General features: G+C 48.4%; 15 protein-coding genes. 11 read left to right on the top strand and 4 right to left on the bottom strand.

Features of this window, described 5'->3' with window-relative positions; all coding sequences use genetic code 11:
• Nucleotides 1-172 precede the first annotated feature (172 nt).
• Nucleotides 173-1,228 (bottom strand): NAD(P)-dependent alcohol dehydrogenase, encoded by a 1,056-nt coding sequence (locus tag ACFPYJ_RS26575; RefSeq protein ID WP_379191261.1) that lies wholly within the window; start codon nucleotides 1,226-1,228, stop codon nucleotides 173-175.
• Between the two features lie 626 nt (nucleotides 1,229-1,854).
• Here ACFPYJ_RS26575 and ACFPYJ_RS26570 point away from each other — a divergent pair.
• The 8 genes from ACFPYJ_RS26570 to ACFPYJ_RS26535 all read left to right on the top strand — a co-directional run bounded on the left by ACFPYJ_RS26570 (nucleotide 1,855) and on the right by ACFPYJ_RS26535 (nucleotide 10,007).
• Nucleotides 1,855-2,319, top strand: a complete 465-nt coding sequence (locus tag ACFPYJ_RS26570; RefSeq protein ID WP_379191260.1) for a phage tail protein — start codon at nucleotides 1,855-1,857, stop codon at nucleotides 2,317-2,319.
• A 131-nt stretch (nucleotides 2,320-2,450) separates the two neighbouring features.
• Complete coding sequence (locus ACFPYJ_RS26565) at nucleotides 2,451-2,900, top strand: SRPBCC family protein (RefSeq protein ID WP_379191259.1); 450 nt, start codon at nucleotides 2,451-2,453, stop codon at nucleotides 2,898-2,900.
• A gap of 449 nt (nucleotides 2,901-3,349) precedes the next feature.
• A complete protein-coding gene (locus ACFPYJ_RS26560; protein WP_379191258.1) occupies nucleotides 3,350-4,825 on the top strand; it encodes a protein adenylyltransferase SelO in 1,476 nt (491 codons plus the stop codon).
• Between the two features lie 305 nt (nucleotides 4,826-5,130).
• Entirely contained in the window at nucleotides 5,131-6,327 is a 1,197-nt protein-coding gene (locus ACFPYJ_RS26555; RefSeq protein ID WP_379191257.1) for a hypothetical protein, read from the top strand.
• 47 nt (nucleotides 6,328-6,374) lie between these two features.
• The gene (locus ACFPYJ_RS26550) at nucleotides 6,375-6,839 is read left to right on the top strand and encodes a hypothetical protein (protein ID WP_379191256.1); all 465 of its coding nucleotides are present in this window, start codon (nucleotides 6,375-6,377) and stop codon (nucleotides 6,837-6,839) included.
• 336 nt (nucleotides 6,840-7,175) lie between these two features.
• Complete coding sequence (locus ACFPYJ_RS26545) at nucleotides 7,176-8,228, top strand: ABC transporter substrate-binding protein (protein WP_379191255.1); 1,053 nt, start codon at nucleotides 7,176-7,178, stop codon at nucleotides 8,226-8,228.
• A gap of 64 nt (nucleotides 8,229-8,292) precedes the next feature.
• Complete coding sequence (locus tag ACFPYJ_RS26540) at nucleotides 8,293-9,213, top strand: ABC transporter permease (protein WP_379191254.1); 921 nt, start codon at nucleotides 8,293-8,295, stop codon at nucleotides 9,211-9,213.
• A complete protein-coding gene (locus ACFPYJ_RS26535) occupies nucleotides 9,213-10,007 on the top strand; it encodes an ABC transporter ATP-binding protein (protein ID WP_379191253.1) in 795 nt (264 codons plus the stop codon). The genes ACFPYJ_RS26540 and ACFPYJ_RS26535 overlap by 1 nt, the downstream gene beginning before the upstream one ends.
• 107 nt (nucleotides 10,008-10,114) lie before the next feature.
• On the opposite strand, the gene ACFPYJ_RS26530 is transcribed toward ACFPYJ_RS26535, so the two are convergent.
• Entirely contained in the window at nucleotides 10,115-10,738 is a 624-nt protein-coding gene (locus ACFPYJ_RS26530; RefSeq protein WP_379191252.1) for a PadR family transcriptional regulator, read from the bottom strand.
• 460 nt (nucleotides 10,739-11,198) lie between these two features.
• Between ACFPYJ_RS26530 and ACFPYJ_RS26525 the strand changes: the two genes are divergently transcribed.
• Entirely contained in the window at nucleotides 11,199-12,248 is a 1,050-nt protein-coding gene (locus ACFPYJ_RS26525; RefSeq protein WP_379191251.1) for a PepSY-associated TM helix domain-containing protein, read from the top strand.
• 205 nt (nucleotides 12,249-12,453) lie between these two features.
• Here the strand turns inward: ACFPYJ_RS26525 and ACFPYJ_RS26520 are convergent, their stop codons facing one another.
• Together ACFPYJ_RS26520 and ACFPYJ_RS26515 are read right to left on the bottom strand one after the other, a co-directional pair.
• The gene (locus tag ACFPYJ_RS26520; protein ID WP_379191250.1) at nucleotides 12,454-13,653 is read right to left on the bottom strand and encodes an MFS transporter; all 1,200 of its coding nucleotides are present in this window, start codon (nucleotides 13,651-13,653) and stop codon (nucleotides 12,454-12,456) included.
• Nucleotides 13,654-13,848: 195 nt separating this feature from the next.
• A complete protein-coding gene (locus ACFPYJ_RS26515; protein WP_379191249.1) occupies nucleotides 13,849-14,670 on the bottom strand; it encodes an AraC family transcriptional regulator in 822 nt (273 codons plus the stop codon).
• Between the two features lie 191 nt (nucleotides 14,671-14,861).
• Here ACFPYJ_RS26515 and ACFPYJ_RS26510 point away from each other — a divergent pair, with 191 nt between their 5' ends.
• Together ACFPYJ_RS26510 and ACFPYJ_RS26505 are read left to right on the top strand one after the other, a co-directional pair.
• Entirely contained in the window at nucleotides 14,862-15,692 is an 831-nt protein-coding gene (locus tag ACFPYJ_RS26510; protein WP_379191248.1) for a phytanoyl-CoA dioxygenase family protein, read from the top strand.
• 33 nt (nucleotides 15,693-15,725) lie between these two features.
• Nucleotides 15,726-16,814 (top strand): dienelactone hydrolase family protein, encoded by a 1,089-nt coding sequence (locus tag ACFPYJ_RS26505; RefSeq protein WP_379191247.1) that lies wholly within the window; start codon nucleotides 15,726-15,728, stop codon nucleotides 16,812-16,814.
• The last annotated feature ends 14 nt before the right edge of the window (nucleotides 16,815-16,828 follow it).

Genomic DNA, 16,828 nt, shown 5'->3' with positions numbered 1-16,828 from the left:
TTCTTTTTGGTTTAAAAATACCAAGGGGCAATCCCTCGGTCATCTTCGATGACTTTTGGGACAGCCCCTTAGCTGTTCAGGATAAGGAGGAATATAGAAGTTCGAATTCGCTCCTAAGCCCTACCGAAAAAAGGGATGCCATTGCGGCATCCCCTCTAATATTTGATGCAGGTTAATTTCCGTTCAATTGTTCGGTATCGATGACGAAGCGATAACGCACGTCCGATTGTTTGACACGTTCCCAGGCATGCTGAACTTCTTCGGGATCGGCGCCGATCACCTCGATCATGGGTGCGATACCGTGCTCTGCGCAGAAATCGAGCATTTCCTGAGTTTCCCGGATGCCGCCAACGAGCGATCCGGCGAGGCTGCGCCGGGCCAAAATAAGCGAAAAGACACTGTAGGTGTCGGGTTTGGAAGGCGCGCCGACGTTCACGAGCGTCCCGTCTACTCGCAGAAGCGACAGATACGCGTTGACGTCGAGATTAGCCGCTACCGTATTCAGGATGAGGTCGAACGAGCCGGCCAGCTTGCTGAAAGTATCCTGGTCGCGTGTGGCATAATAATGATCGGCGCCAAGCGTATAAGCTTCTTCCTGCTTGCTTAAGGACTGGCTGAGCACGGTCACTTCCGCCCCCATCGCGTGAGCGAACTGCACTGCGAGGTGTCCCAATCCGCCCATGCCGACAATGGCTACTTTTTTGCCCGGACCAGCGTTCCAGTGCTTTAACGGAGAATAGGTGGTAATGCCGGCGCACAGGAGCGGAGCGGCGACATCCATATTCAGCTTGTCCGGAATGCGGACAACGAAACGGTCAGTGACAACAATGTTCTGGCTGTATCCGCCGTAGGTGGGCTGTCCGTCATAATCCAGGGAGTTATAGGTTTGAACGACTCCTTTTGTGCAATATTGCTCATCGCCAGCCAGGCAATAATCGCATTCTCCGCATGAATCGACGAAGCAGCCAACGCCGACACGATCGCCGACCGAAAATTTTGTGACGTCAGAGCCTACCGCGGCTACGATACCGGCGATTTCATGTCCGGGAACCATTGGGAAAATCGCTTCTCCCCAATCCCCCTCGCCTTGGTGGATATCGGAATGGCAAATTCCCGAATACCTGATGTCAATCAGAATGTCGTGTTTGCGAAGTTCTCTGCGCTCAATGACGGAATGTTCCATCGAAGCGCCTGCGTTCTGGATTTTAAGAGCATGTGATTTGATCATACTATCGTCTCCTTTATTTTTGAATTTTCTGGAAGCATGAAGAGTCCAGTAGGGGTCTTGCAACATCTCTATGAGGACACTTACTCTATTATAGTATACTATTACGAGTGAATTTTAGAAACTACGCACTATTTTTGTCACGCAGTATCAAAAGTTATACTGAAACGAGTGGAATGAGTCCACACGCTTTTCATGTAATTTTTTATTTCGATGAGACTATCATCAAAATAATCGGCTTTGGGAAGTTGGGAGAGGAGCTGATGACAACAAACCAGCCTTGGGCGCTATAATGTAAAACAAATCGACACATATTAACTGCTTATCTTCGGTAATCTATTTCTGTCAATTGCGGTCACCTTGCACCACGGTTCGCCGCGAAGAACTCCCTTCCATGAAATTAGGGCACCCTTTCTTTGTGTATTCTGATTTCGCCTTAGCGACGATACGCTGAACCGGATCACAAATGACGCATATTTTATTGGCGGTTTCAATTCATCGAAATGAAGGGTATTGACGCAACAACGTTGTATATCTAAAGAAGCGTTTGTTCACACAAGTCTAAGTGATAAGAATGGTTAGTTTACTGAAATTTGGATTCCTGTTGAGAGAAAAAAGGAGGAATGGAAATGTCGTATATCGTTGATTTTAAAAATGTGTCTACGGTTGGTTTAGAGTCTTCACCTGTAGTAGAAGCGCTTGCTGGTTTACGTGCTAATGAAGCCCGTTACTTTATGACCAAATACAAGCATGAATTTACGGTTTTACCGGCTAGCGAAAGTCAGGAGAGCCTTGATTATGTGAACCGAATTTTGAAAGAAGAACGTGATATTGAGTTTGCGGCCAAACCTTTAGAAACGTCGCGTTTTCAAGTGGAAAATATCAAATTTACCTACGTCTTTTATGAGGACGGGCTTGCGGTCAATGTCATGTATACGGTTGATGACCCTAAGAAGCGGGCAGTTGGTTTTAAGCTTTCTGAGGGGATGGAGGTACCACAGGAGTTAGAAGAGAAGTTTAAATTTGCAAGGCAGAAGTCTAAACTAGCTGGAACAATTCGGGGCTCGTTTTTTGTAATTAAAAGAGAATATTAAAGTAAGCAAAAGCGCAAGCGGAGGAATTTTGGTTGATCCATTTAGTGGTATTGGGACGACTGTGAGACAGGCGAATTCTTCATCAAATATGTATAATAGATTAACAGGACTTGAAAAAAGGGGTAAATATATTGAAGCATTGGTCAAGCGAAATAGAGATAAACGCTCCAATTGAACAGGTTTGGTCTTATCTAGATGGTTCGTTAGAACAGATGCAAAAGATTATGCCTCAAGTGGTGGAGAATAAGCCTGTCACCATTACTAAAGAAGTTGTCGGCAGTGTATACCGTCAAAAGTATAAAGAAGGCAAACGCATCGAGGAATATGATGTCCATACACTAGAATATTCAAATAACTTGAACGATAAGAAATTGAAGATTGGATTTACTTTGGCAAACTGCTTTGAAATCACAGCTTTATATGAATTGCATCGAGTAAATGATCAGACCATACTAAGATACACAGCAACCAATAAAGCATTGAAGTGGTTTATGAAGCTGTTTATGATATTTGCAGCGGACAAGGTCGTTATAAAATTTCTGGAGAATGTAAAAAAGGCCGCTGAATCAGAGTCTCAATAAGACTGTACTTTTACTGTACGCAGTCGCCATGCTATTAAATCATGTAATCATGCAAGTTGAAGGATTTATCCATAAAGTCTCGATGATCTGATTCGGAATCATCGGGACTTTATTTGATGTTCAGACAATAAGCGCTAAATTCAAGCATTGGAAGAGGAACAGAGCGTCGACTGTGTAAAGCTTGACACAACACACGCGGTGAAACGTATCCCAAACGACGCTTGATGGAATCGTCCGCTTGTTAAATCAAATACCGCTCGACTTTAAAAGGCGCTTTCTTTGTGTGGAAAGAGTATAATAAAATGGCAGAAGCAGACACTAAAAAGGGCTGCCTTGTGTGGATATGAATATAGACAACGCCAAAATATCATAGTCTACCTATGATTTTGGTTTAGATAAAAGAAACCACTAGGATATAAAAAGACAAAAGAAGAAAAGGAGGAGATACGATGACAAAGCAAAATGAAAGAATAGAACCAGACTGGAACTTAGACAACAGTTATGCCAGTCTGCCGAATTCATTTTTTAAGAGCATGAACCCAACCCCTGTACGTGCTCCGAAGTTGATCATTCTCAATCATCCGCTTACAGCATCCTTGGGATTGAACGTCGAGGCGCTGCAAAGCGAAGAGGGGGCAGCGGTGCTTGCCGGCAACCGGATTCCCGAAGGCGCTCTGCCTCTTGCTCAGGCTTACGCAGGGCATCAATTCGGGCATTTCAACATGTTAGGGGACGGCCGGGCTCTGCTAATTGGCGAGCAGATCACTCCCCAAGGCGAACGGGTAGATATTCAGCTCAAAGGCTCAGGCAGAACGCCATACTCCCGCGGAGGTGATGGTCGGGCGGCACTTGGACCCATGCTGCGTGAATACATCATCAGCGAAGCCATGCATGCGCTTGGTATTGCGACTACACGAAGCCTAGCGGTGGTGACCACCGGTGAAACAGTCATCCGTGAAACCGGCCTGCCTGGTGCAATTCTGACCCGCGCAGCTGCCAGTCATCTGCGCGTCGGCACCTTTCAATACGTTTCAAATTGGTGCACTGCCGAGGATCTCGGGGTCCTGGCTGATTATACATTGAATCGGCATTTTCCAGGCAGTGATGCTGCTGAGAACCGCTATTTGTTCCTGCTTCAAGAAGTAATCAAGCGTCAGGCCGCGCTTATTGCCAAATGGCAGCTGGTTGGCTTTATTCACGGGGTGATGAACACCGACAACATGGCCATCAGTGGAGAAACCATCGATTATGGTCCTTGCGCCTTCATGGATGCTTATGATCCGGCGACGGTATTCAGTTCCATTGATATTCAAGGCCGCTATGCTTATGGCAATCAGCCGCATATTGCCGCATGGAATCTCGCGAGATTTGCTGAGTCGCTTTTGCCGCTGCTGCATGTTAACGAGGCACAGGCTGTCAAACTGGCCGAGGATGCGATTTCAGATTTTGCCGGCCAATATCACAGTCATTGGTTCTCGGGAATGAGAGCTAAACTGGGAATATTCAATGAAGAGCTAGAGGATGAATCCCTTATTGAAGACCTCCTTAGTTTGATGGAGAAATATCGTGCGGACTATACCAATACCTTCCGTGCATTAACTTTTGATACGGCGGAGGAGGCGGCCTTGTTTGACACCTCAGAATTTGCCCAGTGGCGTGAACGGTGGCAGGCGAGACTAGACAGGCAGCAGGAATCGCAAGCCTCATCGCATCAGTTGATGCGGGAGAGCAATCCTGCGCTAATCCCTCGGAACCACCGGGTAGAAGCGGCGCTGGAAGCCGCAGTGAATCAAGGAGACTACAGCGTGATGGAGCGGCTGCTTGATGTCCTATCAGACCCCTTCGCGCACTCTCAAGAACAGGCGGATTACGCCACACTGCCTGCGCAAACATCGTGGCCTTACCGGACCTTTTGCGGCACATGATATAGATGTATGAGGACGCCTCATCGGATGATCAAAGCCTTTTGTCGACTCAGATATTCTGACACTCATGAAAGGCTTTCTTTTTATTTTGTATGGAATCTGTTGATTGAAATCTCTGCTGTATAGGTGATTTGCTGCGGCAGCGAAACTAGTTTCCGTCGTTTATATCATCAAACTACAAATTCTGACGGCAATTATGGTAAATATTAACGCACTTTTTGGTACCATCAGCGGGTTGTGTAATAACACTGTGTATGGCAAAGTAATACCAAGTCATAGTTTTATATAAAAAGGAGGAAGACCTCATGAATTACCATTTCTTCGTAGGTAACGATAACGGAAACAGCGAACATGATCTGATTGTTGACGGTAAGTTGATTCAGCAGCCAAATGTCAATTGTACGGTGGACGAGCTTCCGTGGAGTGAAGAACAGGCACCCGAGAGTTTTATCAAAAACCTGCAGGAACAATTGGTCGTGACCGTCGATTCTCCGGCAGCCCGGCCGGGTATGTATTATGTAGGCAAGTTTGCTTTGGAAAGCGGAGAAATCCTGGATAATCTTCAAATTGGCATTGACCTCAAAAGCGATATGGATTTACCGATTGTGAATACGTTAGCCCAAATTGCGGCTGTAGCCGTACAGAAGGCGTACGAGGAAGAGAAAAAGATACCGGATCAAATCGACGTTGAAGTGGATATGGCGACAGCTCTGCCGGTTACCCAGCATACGGATGAAAACTCGGCGAAGTTCGAGAAGCGGTTCACCACCGGCTCCCACCATGTTACTGTGCATCTCGGTATCCACCGGGTAGCAGTGAAGATCGTTTTTCCTTTTACTAAAGTGGTTCCGGAAGCGACGCCCGTGATCTTCACGCTGCAGAAGGATGCCGACGGTAATTGGAGGGAAGGGGAGATCTTCAGGGAGTTCGTTGAAACCTATGAAATTGATAAGAAATTCAACGGCAATTATTTCAAAGATAAACGTATTCTCCACGTGGATATCGGTGATGGGTCTACGGAGTATCCGATCACAGACGGGAATAAATTTTTGCGTCAGTTTGTGTACGGCAGTCACCATGGAATAGGCTACGCCATCGAGGAAGCGCTGGACGAATTTAACCGGCTGATTCATCTGCCTGACAGCCCGCGGCAGTTTTTCAGCGACGTCATCAAAAACCCCAAGCATAAATATCATGCCCGCGCAATTAAAACGCTGAAAAGGCCGCTGGAAAGCCAAGTTAGGCAAATTGTGCAAAACGTCAAACGGCAGCTGACCAAAACCCGGAACGAGATCGACCTGATCTGCGTCTATGGGGGAGGCAGCATTCTGATGCGTCCGATCCTCTACAAGCAGCTGGAGGAGCTTTGTGTCGAGCGGGAAATGCAGCTTCTGTACATACCGGCCGACTATGCGGTCGAGATGAATGCCATGGGACTGGATGCTTTTGTCCGCGGGAAGATCTATGAAGCTCTTAAAAATAAAGCGGCACAGCCCGTCTAGAGAAATCTTTTTAGGATTAATCTAGGGATACGGGAAGGGTGACACGCATGAAAAAGACGAAACAGCCAGGCGATAACATCAGCTTGAAAACAAAGAAAACGGAAGATCCTTCCGTGATGAATTGGATCAACGCACAAACGAATTTGATGGATTCTTTGCGGTATCTGATCGAAAATGAGATTCTTCAGAACGGGGTTCGCAATTTGCAGACCTTCATTCCGATGGAAAGGAATGTTTTAGCTTTTAATCCGGATCTGCGGGATAGAGCCTTGAACATTGTTCGTTCCGAGTCGTTCATTGAATCGGCAGCGGCTGCTGCCGGGACCCGGGAAATACAAAAGTCGAGGGAAGAAGTCTTGGCAGGAAAGTCCCTTCAACATGAAGAGCCCGAGCAGCCGGTGCCGTCTGCACATCAAATAGATACGAAATCACCCGAAGATACTGAACGCTCTGCATTGGAACCGTCCAATGACGAGGAGATCAACGATGACGATATTGAATCTTGGATCTAGCAGTGCCTTGGTAAACAGCTGAAAAGCTGCCAAAATCACGATTGTATTATAAAGTAATACCGAGCAATGCAAGGTATTACTTAGCATCTCTATAACACTTAGAAATACTTAGTGTTACAACGTATCACCCGGTATTACCTAGTAATACCGGGTGATACCCGATGTTTCTTTACCTGCTCGCCGGGAAAAGAAGCGGCGGAGGAACCGACAATATGATAGAAGCCTGCTTAGGGCAGGCTTCATTTTTTCGCATTTAGAAGGATACTGTAATCCGCACCACCAGGCGGCTTTAACGAAAACTAATTCCTTGGACAGTACTAGGGAGAGGGGAAAAACATGAAAAGAAAAATGATGGCAACACTCGCATTATCAACCGCATTATTGCTTACTATAGTAGGCTGTGGAGCTAAAGAGGATACCAGCGGTTCATCCAATTCCGCTGCGCCAAATAATACATCGGAGAGCCCGGCGGCAAAGAACTATTCGATCGGGATTTCTCAATACGCGCCGCATCCTTCCTTGGATGCAACCAAAGATGGTTTCCTGGCAGCGCTTAAAGATGCGGGCATTGTTGAAGGGGAGAACCTGAAAGTGGATTTTAGCAACGCTCAGGGCGAGTCAAGCAATAACTTAGCGATCGCTCAGAAATTCGGGTCTGAGAATAATGATCTGGTTCTTGGCATTGCTACTCCTTCCGCACTGGCTCTTGCCGATACTATCAAAGATAAGCCTGTCTTATTTGCAGCAGTAACCGATCCGCTGGATGCTCAGATTGTAAGCAATTTGGATAAACCCGGCGGCAACATCACTGGCGCTTCCGACACGAATCCGGCGGCTATTACGCAATTAATGGATTTTATCGCAGAGAATTTTCCAAAAGTTAAAACGGTCGGCGTTATCATCAATGAAGGTGAATCAAACGCTGTCATTATGGCCAAGCAGGCAGAAACAGCCTTGGCCGCACATGATATAAAGTTAATTAAAGCGACGGTCACTGCCACTTCCGAAGTTCAGCAAGCGGCGCAATCCTTAGTCGGCCGGGCGGACGCGATTTACATTACGCTCGATAATACTGTCGTAAGCGCAGTGGATGCCATCCTCAAGGTAGCAGCGGACAATAAACTGCCATTCTTCTCCAGCGACCGGGATACCGTAGAAGCAGGAGCATTCGCAACTGTTGGGTTCAAATATTACGATCACGGATACCAAGTGGGTCAAATGGCTGTCGATATCCTGAAGAATGGTAAGAATCCCGGGGATATGAAAATCACCATACCGGAAAAGCTGGACCTGATTCTTAACCTTAAAGCGGCGGATGCACTAGGAATCACTGTGACGGATGCAATGAAGGACAAGGTCAAGGATAAGGAAAATAATATCATTCAATAATTGCATTCGGGGTGGACGGCTCCTGCCGTTTACCCCGTTTCTTTCTCATCAAGGAGGTTACAACATGCTTCTAGCCATACAAGGGGCAACTGAGCTTGGACTTTTATACGCTGTAATGGCACTGGGGGTTTATATCACTTACCGCATTTTGGACTTCCCCGACTTGACCGTAGATGGAAGTTTTACGACGGGAGGCGCCATAGCGGCGATAATGATTACCCATGGCTACGATTCTTGGCTGGCCACATTAGCGGCATTTGCTGCAGGACTAGCTGCGGGAGCCTGCACCGGTCTTCTACACACAAAAGGGAAAATAAACGGGCTCTTATCCGGTATTTTAATGATGATTGCCTTATATTCCATTAATCTAAGGATTATGGATAAACCTAACATCGGGTTTTCCAGAATCGACACGATGTTCACGACAATTTCCGAAAATAAATTCATCTATATGGTCGTTCTAATCGCAGCGGCATTAATGATCAAGCTGCTGCTGGATGCTTTTCTGCATACGGACATCGGACTTGCGCTTAGAGCGACCGGTGACAACGCTAGAATGATCCGCAGCTTGGGTGCGAATACGGATCATACGACAATTGTCGGCGTGAGCTTATCGAACGGATTAGTTGCCGTTTCCGGGGCGTTAATCGCACAGCAGTCGAGCTTTGCAGATATTAACATGGGTGTCGGGATGATTGTTATCGGTCTTGCTTCGGTTATCATCGGAGAGGCAATATTCGGCGCCAAAACGGTATTTCGGGCAACGCTTGCCGCGGTTCTGGGAGCTATCGTATACCGAATCATCTATGCGTTAGCCTTACGCATCGAGTGGTTGGAAGCTCAGGACATGAAGTTGATTACGGCGGTTATCGTCATCATCGCGCTCGTGCTGCCTACTGTTCAACGTGCGTTGAAGCAAAGAGGTCTTGCCCGCAAACGGGCATCAGAGTTGATGGCGTTCTCCAGCAAAGGAGGGGGTGCTTAATGTTAAAGCTAACGGATATCACCAAGCTATTTAACCCTGGGACCCCCGATGAGAAAACTGCTTTAATGAACATCAACCTGCATTGTAAACCTGGCGATTTTATTACGGTCATCGGAAGCAACGGAGCGGGAAAGTCAACGCTCATGAACGTTATTTCCGGTGTTATGAAGCCGGATCTCGGTGAGGTGCGAATTGAAGGCAATTCCATTCAGCAGCTTCCTGAATTTCAGAGAAGCCGCTGGATCGGAAGAGTATTTCAAGATCCAATGGCGGGCACAGCTCCCCGGATGACAATCGAAGAGAATCTGGCAATGGCACTCTCGCGGGGAAAAAAACGGGGGTTCGGCTGGGGAGTTACCTCCGCTAAGCGCGGTATCTTCCGTGAACAGCTGAAGCGCCTCGGCATTGGACTAGAGGATCGCCTGAATGCGAAAGTCGGGCTTCTGTCGGGAGGAGAGCGCCAGGCGCTGAGCTTGCTGATGGCTACATTCACGAAGCCGCAAATTCTACTTCTGGATGAGCATACAGCGGCATTGGACCCCGCAAGGGCAGAGCTGATCACCCGCTTGACGGAGGACATTGTTCGCGAGCTGCGGCTTACCACCTTAATGGTCACTCATAATATGGAGCAGGCGATCAGGCTTGGGAACAGGCTGATCATGATGGATAAAGGACGTATCATCTTGGATATTTCTGAAGACCGGAAAAGCAGCCTGACCGTCTCGCAGCTGCTTGGTGAATTCGAGCGGATTAGCGGGCATCAATTGTCGGACGATCGGATCGTGCTTGGATAAATGAAAGGGCGCCTGAATGAGGCGCCCTTTTTTTTCTAGATGATGACAGATGCTTGAACAACAAAAAAGAAAACGTAAAATCACAAATTGATCAACGGATGTCCTTGCTAAGGTGTATGGCGAGCTTCTTCTTTGTAATGAACGGCCCAGACTAATTGGCCATCCTTCCGCTCCGTTAAGATCTCATTCTCAATGTCATTTATCAGCCTTTCAAGCCAATTCAGCTCGGCTTCGAGCAGCGTCAGGGAATAATCCTGTTCGATGACAAAAAGCCGGTCGATCCCCATTGTCAGAGCAGACTCCATTGATGAACGAATGTCTTGAATTTGCTTGGAAAGCGTTTCGACCCGTTCCTTCAAAAGGTCAAGCGCGTCCTGGGGCGTCAAATGAGCGATAAATGAAAGCGCGGCTGCCAATTGCGGATATTCTTTCGCAGGCGTTCGCAATAAGGAACGCAGCCATTCGAAAAACTCTGCCTTACCTGCAGCTGTAGGTTCATAGATCGTTCGCTCAGGATGCTTTCCCTCTCGCTCCGTTCCAACCGGCTGAATCAGCTCGCTCTTTAATAACGTTTCAATCAGAGCGTAAAGTGAGCCAGTGTTCAATTTGATGCTGTCTGAAATGCCTCGTTGGCGCATCGTAACCCCGACTTCATAAGGATGCATAGGCCGTTCATGCAGCAGGGACAAGATGGCCAGCGCCAGTAGATTACTACGTTTTGGTTTGGACATGCCGCTCCAGCTCCTTTCTGACTAATAACCGTGATGTGTAACACGATGGATTTACCTAGTGTAGCCCATTTTGATTATTTTGAGAAATAGTAGTCGACTTTGTTTAGTTTGAATAATTTAGTCTGAAAAAAACTAGTTAACCAAAACAAGCTGATTTCAGAACTTCTGAAGTCAGCTTGTTTTTATAGTAGAACGATTAACGGCTGCTCTGTTTTTTCAGTCAAAATTGAAATCATCCGGCAGACTGCTGCAGAAGATAATTTTTTATTGACAACCTGACTGATAATGATTATCATTCAAATTACGATATTAACGAGAATGAAACTCATTATCATTGATTAGTGCTATTATAATGGGTCAGTAAATCAAAGTGTCAGAGGGGTCGTCGAAGCATGCGTAAAACCGTTTTAACTATTCACTTGTTTCTCAGCTTAATTCTAGGTCTGTTTGTTGTTGCGATATGTACAACTGGCAGTATCCTCATGATCGAACAGAAGTGGAGAGCTGGCTGTATCCAATTGACAAAGAACCGACGACAGACGATGTCGGGGTGGCAGCCATCCAGCAGCATGCCGACGCATGGAATCCAGAATTAAAAACAGAACAGATCGAACTGCCCAAGAAGGACGGGTTTTACCATGTCCATGTCTCCAAGGATGGCAAAGACGCTCAGGTGATCTATGCTGACCCTGGAACGGGCGAGGTCTTCGGAAAAATTGAGGAAGAGCGCAGGGAACCGTTCGAGACCATCTATAATTTGCACCGATATTTTTTGCTTACATCGGTAATCGGTAAGAAGCAGGCCGCATCCTTTGTCGGATGGATGGGTGTCGGGATGGTTCTCATTCTGCTGACGGGTGTATATTTATGGTGGCCTGGAATCAAGAAACTTGCACTTGGCTTCCGAATCGTGCGCAATCGCGGCAAGCTGATACACAATATGGGCTTACATAAAACAATCGGGATTATTTCGATTCCCTTATTGCTGCTCGCCGCACTGACCGGGGTGGTCAATGCATTTGAGAAATCCATCCCCGGGTGGGCCGGCTTTAAAGCGAAGGAGGAAGTGCCTGCGTCGGCGAAGCAGTATGAAACGACGGACAAGACGATACTTCCTGTTGATAGGGTATTAGGCTCCATCGAGCAATCGTACCCAAACAGTAAGCTGGTTAATATTCTGTTTCCGCAGAAGCCGGGAGAATCCTACCAGATCGGACTGAAGGAAGGCTTCGGCGCCTCGGATAAGAGCAACAGTACGGTGTATATGAAATCTTCAACAGGTCAAGTGCTGTACAAAACAGACCCGAATCTGACCATTAACCTGTATAATGCCTGGAGGAAAGGGCTTCATTTTGCAACCTGGGGAGGAACGGCGATGAGGCTGATCAGCTTTGTCTTCGGAATCATGCCGTTGGTGCTGATGATTACAGGTATCGTAATCTGGCAGCTTAAGGCGCGTGCACGCAAGCGGAATAAAAAGAAGGACAAGACTACGGTTGCTGCAGCTTAAATCGTCAAACAAAATGGGCGCCCAGAGGGTGTCTATTTTGCTGGTTGCAGAAATTGGAAATAAACAGTATGAATCTTAAGGAACGGTTACAGCTTATTTTTCGGGATCTGCTGAACACGTAGCCCGATTGCCATTACATGATTGACAGGGGCAGCCCCGGCTTCTGAGCGAAGCCGGGGCTGCCCCTGTTCTTATTCGAAAACAATCACACCGCAGCGGACTTTCGTTCTGTGATATAGCAGGCCATGCCGAGAATTAGAGCAAGCCCCACCAGCACGGCACCGACCCAAGGGAGGGCGGTAATGGCCAGATGCGTAATAACCCATCCTCCAATAAAGGCTCCGGCTGCATTTCCCAGATTCCCGGCTGAATGAGTGGAGGTAGAGGCAAGTGCCGGCGCCGCCTGCGCCAGGCTCATAATTCGCACCTGCAGACCAGGCATTACGGCGAAGGAAGCCGCTCCCCACAGGAAAATGGTCCATACAGCCATTACCGGGCTATTAACGGTAAAGGTGAAGATAGTAAGGATGAGGCTTATCGCAAAGTAGAGTCCAAGTATGGAAGGCATCAGCTTCCAATCCGCAAGCTTCCCGCCGACGATATTGCCGATGGTTACGCCGCAGCCGAAGAGGACTAGAATCCAGGTTACACTATGCTCGGCAAAGCCGGTGACCTGTACGAGCAGCGGCGTAATATAAGTAAATACGGCGAATAGGCCGGCATTGCCAAGCGCTCCGATCAGCAGGTAGAGAAGAAGCTTGGGTCTGGCAAGAGCGGCAATTTGCTGAATGATACTTGCCGGTTTGTCCTGCCGGATGTGCGGAATGAAGATAAGGATACCCATCAATGCCACGATCCCCATAATCGCAATGGCACCGAATGAGGCCCGCCATCCCATGTGCTGACCGATAAATGTACCCAGTGGAACACCGATTATATTCGCGATGGTTAAACCAGCCATCATAATGGAAACGGCCCCGGCGCGTTTGTCCGGGCGTACCAGGTTGGAAGCAATGACAGCTCCGACACCAAAGAAAGTCCCGTGCGTCAATGCGGTTATCATGCGGGCTGCCATCAGAATGGCATAGCTTGGAGCGGCAACAGAGATGCCGTTGCCGAGAATGAACAGCACCATGAGCAGGCTTAACAATCTCTTTTGCGGGATCCGTTGGGTGAGGACTGTCAATATGGGAGCCCCGACCGCTACCCCGAGGGCATACATCGTAATGAGCTGTCCTGCGGCTGAGATGCTGACGTGCAGATCAACAGCGACATTAGGCAGAAGACCCATGATGACAAATTCAGTCATTCCAATGGCAAAGGCGCCAACGGTAAGGGAAAGTATAGAGATGGGGAATGGTTCTTTGATTGCTTGTTTCCTGGTGATACGTTGTGATAATTCCATGATTTCAATGTCAACCTTTCTGCTGTGTACGATCAAACTCCAATGGTGATAATGTCGTGGCGGCCTTAAGGCCTGTTTCATAATTATTTAGTTTTCAAGGTGTTTAATCAAGCTATTTATTATGAAGAATGGGTGAATGGCGATACAGACCGCACGGAAGCGGGGAACGTCCAGCTGTTTCATAACCGATCGATTCTACTCGAACGTTGCCGGAGGCTGGCCGAAGTGGCTTTGCGCGGGATGGCCCTTATAACGGAACTTTGATGGGGGCACACCGTTATGAGCTTTGAACATTTTGCTGAAATGGTAGATATCCGTAAACCCGAGGGCGCTGGACACCTCAGTAATATTCATTGCTGTCTCGGTCAGCAGGAAGCGGGCCCGTTCCATTCGGATGCGCATCATGTACTCCCGCAGGGAATAACCAGTGTATTTCAGGAACAGCTGGCTCAAATAACGGGGCGAGATGTTCAAGGATGCAGCGAGTCCCGTAACGGTCGCCCCCTTCCCGGAGTGATCGCGCAGTTCGTCAATGACTTTATGGATCAGCTGTTTGTGCATGTTTGAAACGGATGATTGCTCCCTGCTTGATTCCTGCCGCTGCATATGGAGCATGACAAGCTTGATCAGCAGATCAAATTCCTCTGCTTGCCGATCTTCTTCCCGGAGCTGCAGATCGACGATACGCTGCAGGCAGATCTCCAGCATGACCGTATCCTCGAACTGAACGTGCCGGCCTGGAGGCGTAAATTCATGTCCGCTGTCTACCGTGAAGTGGACAAAAATGACGGTCAAACGGTGGTCCGGATCCTGTAGGGCATTCACCTCATCGCCCGGCTGGACCAGGAAACAGGAGCCTTTGGAAATGGGGAATTTCTCACCGTTAATGATCATTTGGCCCTTGCCTTCCATGGCATACCATAAATCGTAATCAGGCAGAGGGCGGTTTGGGGACCACTCCCAACCCGGCTCGCAACGCGCTTTCCCAACATTCTCGCTGCATATGAATGTGACCAATTCAGCCGCTCCCTTTCGTCCACGTTGTGGTAGCCATTAAAACATGAGAGCTGAATAATTGCAAGATATTTTGGGAGAATCCAACGCATATTCTTACAAAAAATTCGTGAATCCTTCCATTTGAATAATCGGGTAAAGCAGTTATTCTAACAGTACAAATTAGAAATTGAATAGCGAACAGGAGGATTTCCGTGAGTATAAACACACAAAATCATGATGAAATCAACAACCGGATGTACCGCTTTGACAATGTCCATCAGCCTTTATCATCGGTTTCCAATTTTACAGATGATTCGGTTCGCCAATACCGGGAGAAGGGATTCGTTGCGATTGAGCAAATACTGAACCCGGAGGAAATCTCGAGGTCGATCGATACGGTGATGGAGATCATTCATGATCCGAATACGGAAGCGAAAATCCAGTTCACCAAACCGCAGAGCGAACTGGGTACCCCGGAGGAACGGGAGCTGGCGGTACGCAAACTGTACAACTTCGTGGAAGTGAACGCGGCGCTCTGCGAGATGGCTTACCACCCGGTTATTCTGTCGGTCGTTGAAAGGCTGCTGGGCGGGGAAGCGCATCTTGTGCAGAATCAGGCGCTGCTGAAGCCGCCTTTTGGAGGCGCTGAGAAACCGTGGCACCAGGATATGGCTTACCACAACTTAACGCTTGATAAGCCGGTAGTGGGCGTATGGATTGCTCTAGATGAAGCGGCACTCGACAATGGCTGCATGCATGTCATTCCACGATCCCATATGGAAGGCGGAATTCCGCATTATGCGGTCCGCGACTGGCAGATCTGTGATTCGAATGTCCCTGTCGACAAAGACCTGGCCGTTCCGCTTCAGCCCGGAGGAGTCTTGTTCTTCCACGGTCTGCTCTTCCATGGCACGCCGAACAATCTGTCGCCCAAACGCCGCCGCGCCCTGCAGTTTCATTATGCGCTGAAAGAAGCCTCCAAGATGACGGCCGGGGAATATAAACGGATGTTCACCAATGAGATGACCTCGGCGGAATGTTAATTCACAAATCCTATTGAGAAGGAGCGGGTACGCATGCAGCAGACAGGCAGGACGATTCCCACGGAAACCTTTTATACATCAACGGAATCGTTATCACGTTTATTTGACAAGAATGTCCGCAAGCTGAGATTTCAGGGCGAGACGGCCGAGGCGTTTCGGACTTGGAAGCAAGAGGCGGCTGCTCAGCTGAAGAAAGTCACCGGTATGGATCAGATGGAGTATTGTGACTTGGAGCCCAGAATCCTCGGTACCGAGCAGATGGATGGCTATCGCAGGGAAAAATGGTTGATCCAGACCGAGCCGGACGTGTGGATGCCCTTCTATATTCTCCTTCCGGACGGAATTGCCGAGGGTGAAACAAGGCCCGCCATGATTGCTCCGCACGGCCACGGCAGTGCAGGCAAATACTCACCGGCCTCCCGCACCGATATCCCAGCGGTGGCCGAAGCCGTGGAGAACTACAACTACGGTTACGGCTTGCGGTTCGTGCAGGAGGGTTATATCGTCTTCTGTCCGGACGCCAGAGGTTTTGGCGAACGCAGAGAATGGATGCTTCAAGGCGAGGAGGAGAGAGCCTTCCTGAACAGCACATGCGTCGAGCTTAACCATATCGCGATCAGTCTCGGGCGCTCTTTGACCGGGATGTGGACATGGGATCTGATCCGCTTGGTGGATTATATCGAGACCCGGACTGATTGCACGCCTGGCAAGATCGGCTGTGCGGGCTTGTCCGGAGGCGGGCTGCAAACCTTGTGGCTGGCTGCGCTGGATGAGAGAGTGCAGTGCGCGGTAGTCAGCGGATACTTCTACGGCTATAAGGATTCACTGCTCAAATATTCCTATAACTGCGGCTGCAACTATGTGCCTTCGTTATGGAATCATGTGGATATGGGGGATTTGGGAGCGATGATTGCTCCAAGGCCGCTGCTCATTGAAACCGGTAACGAGGATGGGCTTAACGGGGACCGCGGGCTTCAGAACGTAACCGAGCAGCTTGAGATTACCCGCGACGCGTATTCCGTGTGGGGACAAGAGAACCGTCTTCAGCACCATATATTCGAGGGGCGCCACCGGTGGGACGGGAAAGAAACGTATCCGTTCGTTGACCGTTGGTTGAAATAAGCTCCTCCGGCATA

The organism is Paenibacillus solisilvae (assembly GCF_042656405.1).
GTDB classification, from domain to species: domain Bacteria; phylum Bacillota; class Bacilli; order Paenibacillales; family Paenibacillaceae; genus Paenibacillus_Z; species Paenibacillus_Z solisilvae.
This window is presented reverse-complemented; position numbering and strand designations above follow the sequence as displayed.